6 protein-coding genes and 1 pseudogene are annotated in these 5,848 nt (G+C 46.1%); 2 read left to right on the top strand and 5 right to left on the bottom strand.

The genetic code is table 11. From position 1 onward, the window contains the following. Window positions 1-503 precede the first annotated feature (503 nt). The 3 genes from ACL7TT_RS20255 to ACL7TT_RS20245 all read right to left on the bottom strand — a co-directional run bounded on the left by ACL7TT_RS20255 (window position 504) and on the right by ACL7TT_RS20245 (window position 2,294). Window positions 504-1,067: an HD domain-containing protein gene (locus ACL7TT_RS20255; RefSeq protein WP_413397995.1), complete on the bottom strand. Its 564-nt coding sequence runs from the start codon at window positions 1,065-1,067 to the stop codon at window positions 504-506. 102 nt (window positions 1,068-1,169) lie between these two features. Beyond that, window positions 1,170-1,880: a site-specific integrase gene (locus tag ACL7TT_RS20250; RefSeq protein ID WP_413397994.1), complete on the bottom strand. Its 711-nt coding sequence runs from the start codon at window positions 1,878-1,880 to the stop codon at window positions 1,170-1,172. Further along, the gene (locus tag ACL7TT_RS20245; protein WP_413397993.1) at window positions 1,881-2,294 is read right to left on the bottom strand and encodes a hypothetical protein; all 414 of its coding nucleotides are present in this window, start codon (window positions 2,292-2,294) and stop codon (window positions 1,881-1,883) included. A gap of 861 nt (window positions 2,295-3,155) precedes the next feature. Between ACL7TT_RS20245 and ACL7TT_RS20240 the strand changes: the two genes are divergently transcribed. Together ACL7TT_RS20240 and ACL7TT_RS20235 are read left to right on the top strand one after the other, a co-directional pair. Further along, entirely contained in the window at window positions 3,156-3,341 is a 186-nt protein-coding gene (locus ACL7TT_RS20240; protein ID WP_413397992.1) for a hypothetical protein, read from the top strand. Window positions 3,342-3,377: 36 nt separating this feature from the next. Further along, window positions 3,378-4,163, top strand: coding sequence for a hypothetical protein (locus ACL7TT_RS20235; protein ID WP_413397991.1), 786 nt, complete (start codon window positions 3,378-3,380; stop codon window positions 4,161-4,163). Between the two features lie 168 nt (window positions 4,164-4,331). On the opposite strand, the gene ACL7TT_RS20230 is transcribed toward ACL7TT_RS20235, so the two are convergent. Beyond that, complete coding sequence (locus ACL7TT_RS20230) at window positions 4,332-4,697, bottom strand: hypothetical protein (RefSeq protein WP_413397990.1); 366 nt, start codon at window positions 4,695-4,697, stop codon at window positions 4,332-4,334. Between the two features lie 13 nt (window positions 4,698-4,710). Further along, window positions 4,711-5,848 (bottom strand): annotated as a pseudogene (locus ACL7TT_RS20225) (hypothetical protein); the annotation flags it as partial.

Genomic DNA, 5,848 nt, shown 5'->3' with positions numbered 1-5,848 from the left:
TCAGGGGGAGGTTGATGCAGTGGTATGCGATTTAAATAACCGCCCAAGGAAAACATTAGGCTTTGAAACACCAGAAGATTTAATGGATAATTACTTGGCGGCACAAGCCGCATAAATGGTATGCACTTCAAGGTTGAATCCGCGATATGTTAGTTCCATAATTCTGAAGTTATCGTACAAAGTAGAGCCACTTTCTTCAGGAGTAAAAAACCAGATCAGGGGCTGGTTTTTTGTGACTGGGTATCTGGCAAAGACAACAATCGCAAGATAGCTGATTTATACCCCAAAAACGCAAAAATACTAAAATGGTTTCACCTCGATATCGATGAACCTCCTTACCCGCATACCCCCCAAACGTTTTGATAGAAAGCTATTTTCATAGTCAGATTATGGATTTCTTCAATGTACAGTAATTACCGCCCACGGAAAGGTTTACAGATCAATACTGACATAGACAGCGTCAGTTGAAGAAGCGAAAACTCAGAATAAACTGGAAACATTTATTAAATACGATTAACCGGATCAACTAATGACCTTGTATCCTTATCAATCAACGCCCGAAGTTCTGAGGTTATTTCGTCGTAATCCGTATATTCCTTTCCATATAATAGATTAAATTCATAATTAAAATTTAAATCGTTTTTACCTTGCACATGCTGTAGTATTGTTTCCAATTTATCAAAAGCCTTGGCAAGAAGAGCCTCTTCTGATACTGCAGTTTCATATTCATCCCACAGCATCAAAATTTCACCCTTAAGATTTTTAGGTAAAGGCTCAATTAACTGCTGTAAATCTTTTCTTTCTTTTGCTCCTTTATCAACACTTTCGATCTGATCTACAGCTGGAATATCGCCACTTATCGCCTCTCCTAAATCATGAATGATACATATTTTAATCAACTTAAGTATATCTATTTTTGAATAGTGGCTCTCAAATAAGAGAACCATCAAACATAATCGCCATGTATGTTCTGCGGTACTCTCGCTTCTTCCATTTGAAGTTTTTGATGAACGAAGGGTATTCTTAAGTTGTTCAGCATCTTTAAGAAAGTCTAAGATGCCATTCAATTCAGATGTCCGCATTGATTTTTCACTCAAATTTAAATTTTATGCAATCATGGCCTGCTGAAGAATAAAAAGTGAGTATTTAACGTTCATCGCAACGCCGATTTAATCGCGTAACGGTTTTTTAAGCGCTTGAATGTGTGAATCGTGGCACTGGCTGGCACGGTTGGCGGGCCAGCACCTCCATCTAGCGGACTTATCCACCTCCCCAAATTCATAGAGGTGCGTATAACGCTGAAGCGTAGACCAGGAACGATGGCCTGTGATCTGCGCCACCCACTGGATCGGAAAGCCGCGTTCAAACCAATAACTCACTGCTTCATGGCGCAAATCGTGAAAACGCAAATCTTTGATTTCCAGCACTTTGTTAATTCCCCCAAACTGACCGCCAATTGATTTCGATTGATAGGGGAATATACATTTATCAACATGTGACTGACGCTGAATCCGGGTTAGCGCTTCATCCGGCAAGTGTGCCCAGAATGACACCGGGCGAACGGGATCTTTGGCATCTCGCAACAGAATCTGCCGATGCTCATCATCCAAATCATCCCAATGCAGCCCAGTAATCTCTTCCATCCTTCGTACAGGGAAAATAGCAAACAATACCAACTCATCTATGGGAATTGTCAATTTTCGGCTGGAACGGCAGTAATCAATTATCGTCTCCAACTCTGCCAGCGTCGGCCTGCGGTCACGTTTTCCTGCACGGGTCACCATGCGTGTGCGCACAGCCACATCAAACGCAGTAGCCACTTTATCAGCAGCAATGGGCCACTCCCGACTTGCGGCGATGGTACGAAAAGCAACCGACAACTACATAATGTCGTTTTTAACCGTTTGAGGTTTCGCTTCTTTTAATCGTCTGCGCAAGTATTCCAAAACCTCTTTACGGCGTAAATGTACGGCAGCCAGGTCGGCAATATCCGAGCGCCGTATCAGCATCTTTATCGTGGCCAATTCTCTGCGCCCAAAACTACCAACCTCCATAAAGTCATCCATGTAGGTTTGCAGTACATGGCCTACCGTAATGCCGCGCTGCTGATGTTTGCGCCACTGGTCCGGGTCGCAAAGTTCCAGTTCTCGTCTATCAACCCACGCCTTTGCCAGTGCCTTTTTGCCGAATGCTTCCGCCTCTGTGTAAACTAATTTAGAGTTCTTAAAAATGCGGATTTGCGCCCTATAATGCACTCCCTCTTTCGTATTCTTGCGTGCCCGAATCGTGACCATTGGTTTCTCACTGGTACAGGTTTGTTCTCTTGCCAGTTATGTACCACAAGCGGTTGCAAAACAGGATAAAATAAAAGCTTTAGGCGCCTTTCGCAAGGTTGAGACATCAGCTTAGAATTTGACATACCCCATTAAAATCCAGTAGTTATGCCTGAATACAACTCACACCGCTTTTGTACTGCGCCACTTTTGGAGTGGACTCACTTTAAAAATAGTTCTTTAAAATCATAAAGTTATAGATTTATAATTTTCCCTGTACCAATTTCGTACCACTAAAACTAAGTTTCTGCTCTCTCCGCCTCTATGGTAAGCAAAATTTCCTCAGCATGACCGATGGTAACGCACGTGGGAATCAGCGCTACTTCGTCAACCCCAGATACTGACCCGACTCCTCCTCAGATACGCTCAACCCATACTTCTCCACTATCGCTATAAACCTCTGAACATAGATGGCCTGCACTGGCTCATAGGGTGGCATCCATTCATCAGGCCCCTTGTCTCCTTTGCTCTGATTCCGTCCATCATCAACAAGCCAGAGGTTCTCAGGGTCTTCTGCAAACTGCCGCTTCAATCCTTGGGCCCAACTGGCACTACCGTGCCCATGCGCCCAGGCTCTTATTGTTTTGAAGAGTGTACAGCAACCTCATATGTGGGAAAGCTTCTAGTGTCGTTGCTGACTCTTTCTGCCATGGAAGCTATAGTCAATCTAATATCGGATATTATTCATTTAATCCTCCTATTTCTTCTTTTGCATTATGAAACTTATTAGAATGATGCATTATCCGCCAGGTTTATATGTCAATGTGGAAAAATAAAGCTCTGCATGCCAGACTTATCAAGCATCTAAAAAGGATATTCCAGATGAATACCAACCAAAATGCTGAAGAAAAAATGATAACTAAGAAGCGAATGGAGGTTCTTGGCGCCTACTACGATGTTAGGGGCGACGGGATTGCTCACGCCAAAATTAAGCAGCTTGCTTCCTCACAGGATTTTCGAGCTTCGGTAGAGCAGCTGGCCAATGCTCAGTTGACTCACAAGGATTGAACCAAACACACTAATATCATTTACAAGCAATAAATAATGACCAACAGCTTTACTTTCTTTGTTGTGAGTGCGGCTGTAGCAGGTTACATTTTCGTTACCACCTGTTATAAGTTCAAGTATAAGGTTGCTCGTGAATCGGGATATAAGCTCTATTTGACTAGTCTCTCCTATGGGATTGTATTCTTAGGGCTTGCTTGGGGTTTCTCTTATTTAACATACTGGCTTCCTGTCCATCTTGGGTTTAACCCTATATTCACTATTGATGATGCAGATGAAGTGATTACGATTAGCATTCTTGCCATTCTTATATCCCTTGCAAGCTCTCTGCTCCACAACAAGTTAACTAAATTCTCCCGCATCAAAAGTCTATGTCGGGTTTGGAAAAGAAATGATTTTGATTGGCTCTGCTTTCGAGCGATTGGCGATTTCAAGCCAATAGCTGTTTCTCACGAATGTGGAAAAGTATATGTAGGGTACGTCATTGACACATTATCTCCTGATCAAGAAAATAGCCATCTCACCCTACTTCCCATTTTTAGCGGTTATCGAGCACCTGAAACTCTTCAATTCATTATAGCGATCCAACATCAAGAAGTTATTAACCTAATAAGAACATCGACTAACGAGAACGGCAACAACCTGGAAAAGCTAGAAGATCACTATATGGCCTTTCCGAGAAATAAGATCAATAGTTTGCATATCTTCAATCTTCAAATTTATTTATCGGCGAGTTCTCAGTACAGAAATGAAATAAATAATGATATAGAAGCTACAAAGCAAAAGGGTTCTCAAATAACAGCTGAAGCACCAGGGACAGTTTGATTTTTAAGTGTATGCTTTCTAATCTCTTTACTTGAGACTTCCTGATACCCGGACCTGCACAGCCACGTTTGCGTATACTCGTTCCCCCAAAGTATTTCCCCAGGCTCTCTGCGGGACCAGACCATGGGCACATCTCAGGAACGCTCCAGGGCAAGGCAAATAAAGCACTCATTCCCCAATCACCACCCGCAGATTCACCGTGCGCTGGATGCACTCCATACGCCAGGCACCTTTATTGACCTCCTCGTTCTCGGTGCCCTCAGCCACAGCGGAGGCCTGCAGGGTTTCCACCTTGCCGGGGGTTTGCCAGGGGGTGCCGGCAGCATTGTTGCGCAGCTGGTTATCCGTGGTGACGAAGGCACCGATCATCTTGTAGGCGAACTGATCGGGGCTGCCGTCCTGATCCAGATCAATGGGGTTGCGTACCTGCGAGATGCGCACAATATCACCGATATAGATGCCGCTGGTCAGTTCATAAAAGTGCTCACCTTCTCCAGCGTTGCTGATACCGCTGGCTTGTATGTATTCAACCATGTTGCTTCCTTTATTAGGGCTTATGCCTTTGGTTATGGGTAATCACCCGGTGCTGGGAATCCACACCGGCGGCGTAGCTGATATTGCACACACTGATCTTGTACACGGTGCGCAGGCCGGCACATTCCACCTGCTTGACGGTTTCCCAGGTGAGGGGTTCTTCTTCGTGCAGTACACCCAGTGTCACCCTCTGGCAGTGCTGGGCTTCGTACACGGTACCGTATGGATCAGTGACGGGGGTTTCACGGCTGCAAATCACCTGGGCACCGCTTGCCATGGTGAGTAATACACAGGGCACTTCGTCCTGGGGCTTAACTTTGTGAATGGGTGCCAGGTGGGTATCGCTGTCGCCAATATCCCAGCAGTCGATCAAATCCCCCGCTTGGCACTGATCAGCCAGCAGCTTTTCTGTCAACCAGCTGCCGGCAGCCACGCACCAAGGATCGTCCGGCACGGTGCCGCCACCGCCATTGGAAGGGGTTCTGATAGTGCCTATGGTGCGGCGCCAAGTGCTGGCGGCGAGTTGGGAGTAGGTAGTGGTGGCCTTATAGGTGACTGTCCCACCTTTGACGCCTGGATCATCACAATAGACATAGTATTTTCGGCTGAACGACAAGCCACTAATACTGCCGGCGTTGTAGTTCACCAATCCAAAATCAAACTGCACCGAGTGTGCGGCAATGGAAATCCTGGCGGTACTGCCGGCATCGGTGGCGGAGAGTGCGGAACTGGTGGGCAGGCTGGCAATGGCGGACTGGATTAATGGCAGGTTGCGTTGGTCCTGCACTTCCACCACGTCGATCTTGACGTAGTCGATCAGCATCGAGCCCACTTTATTGGGATAGTTGCCGTAAAAAAGCGGGGTGATAAAACGCACATTGGCCTGCAGTTTGGCCGGGTTGCCGATATGGTTGCCGTCGCGAGCGGTACTGTACACGGCATTACCGCTGGCATTGCCCTTGACATAGGCCACCAGCCTTTGCCAACTTTGCCCCACAAGATTCTGGTTGGCAGCGAGCACATAGTGCTGGCTGCTGGTGCTGTTCGCTCCGCTGGCATTGCAATAATTACCATTGGCATCAAAGCCAGCCAGGCCCGCGTAGAGGGTCCGGGTGGTGTCCTCATGGTTGTAGAAATAAACACGGGCTTCA

Origin of the sequence: Microbulbifer jejuensis (genome assembly GCF_047289955.1) — a bacterium.
Taxonomy (GTDB): Bacteria; Pseudomonadota; Gammaproteobacteria; order Pseudomonadales; family Cellvibrionaceae; genus Microbulbifer.
This window is presented reverse-complemented; position numbering and strand designations above follow the sequence as displayed.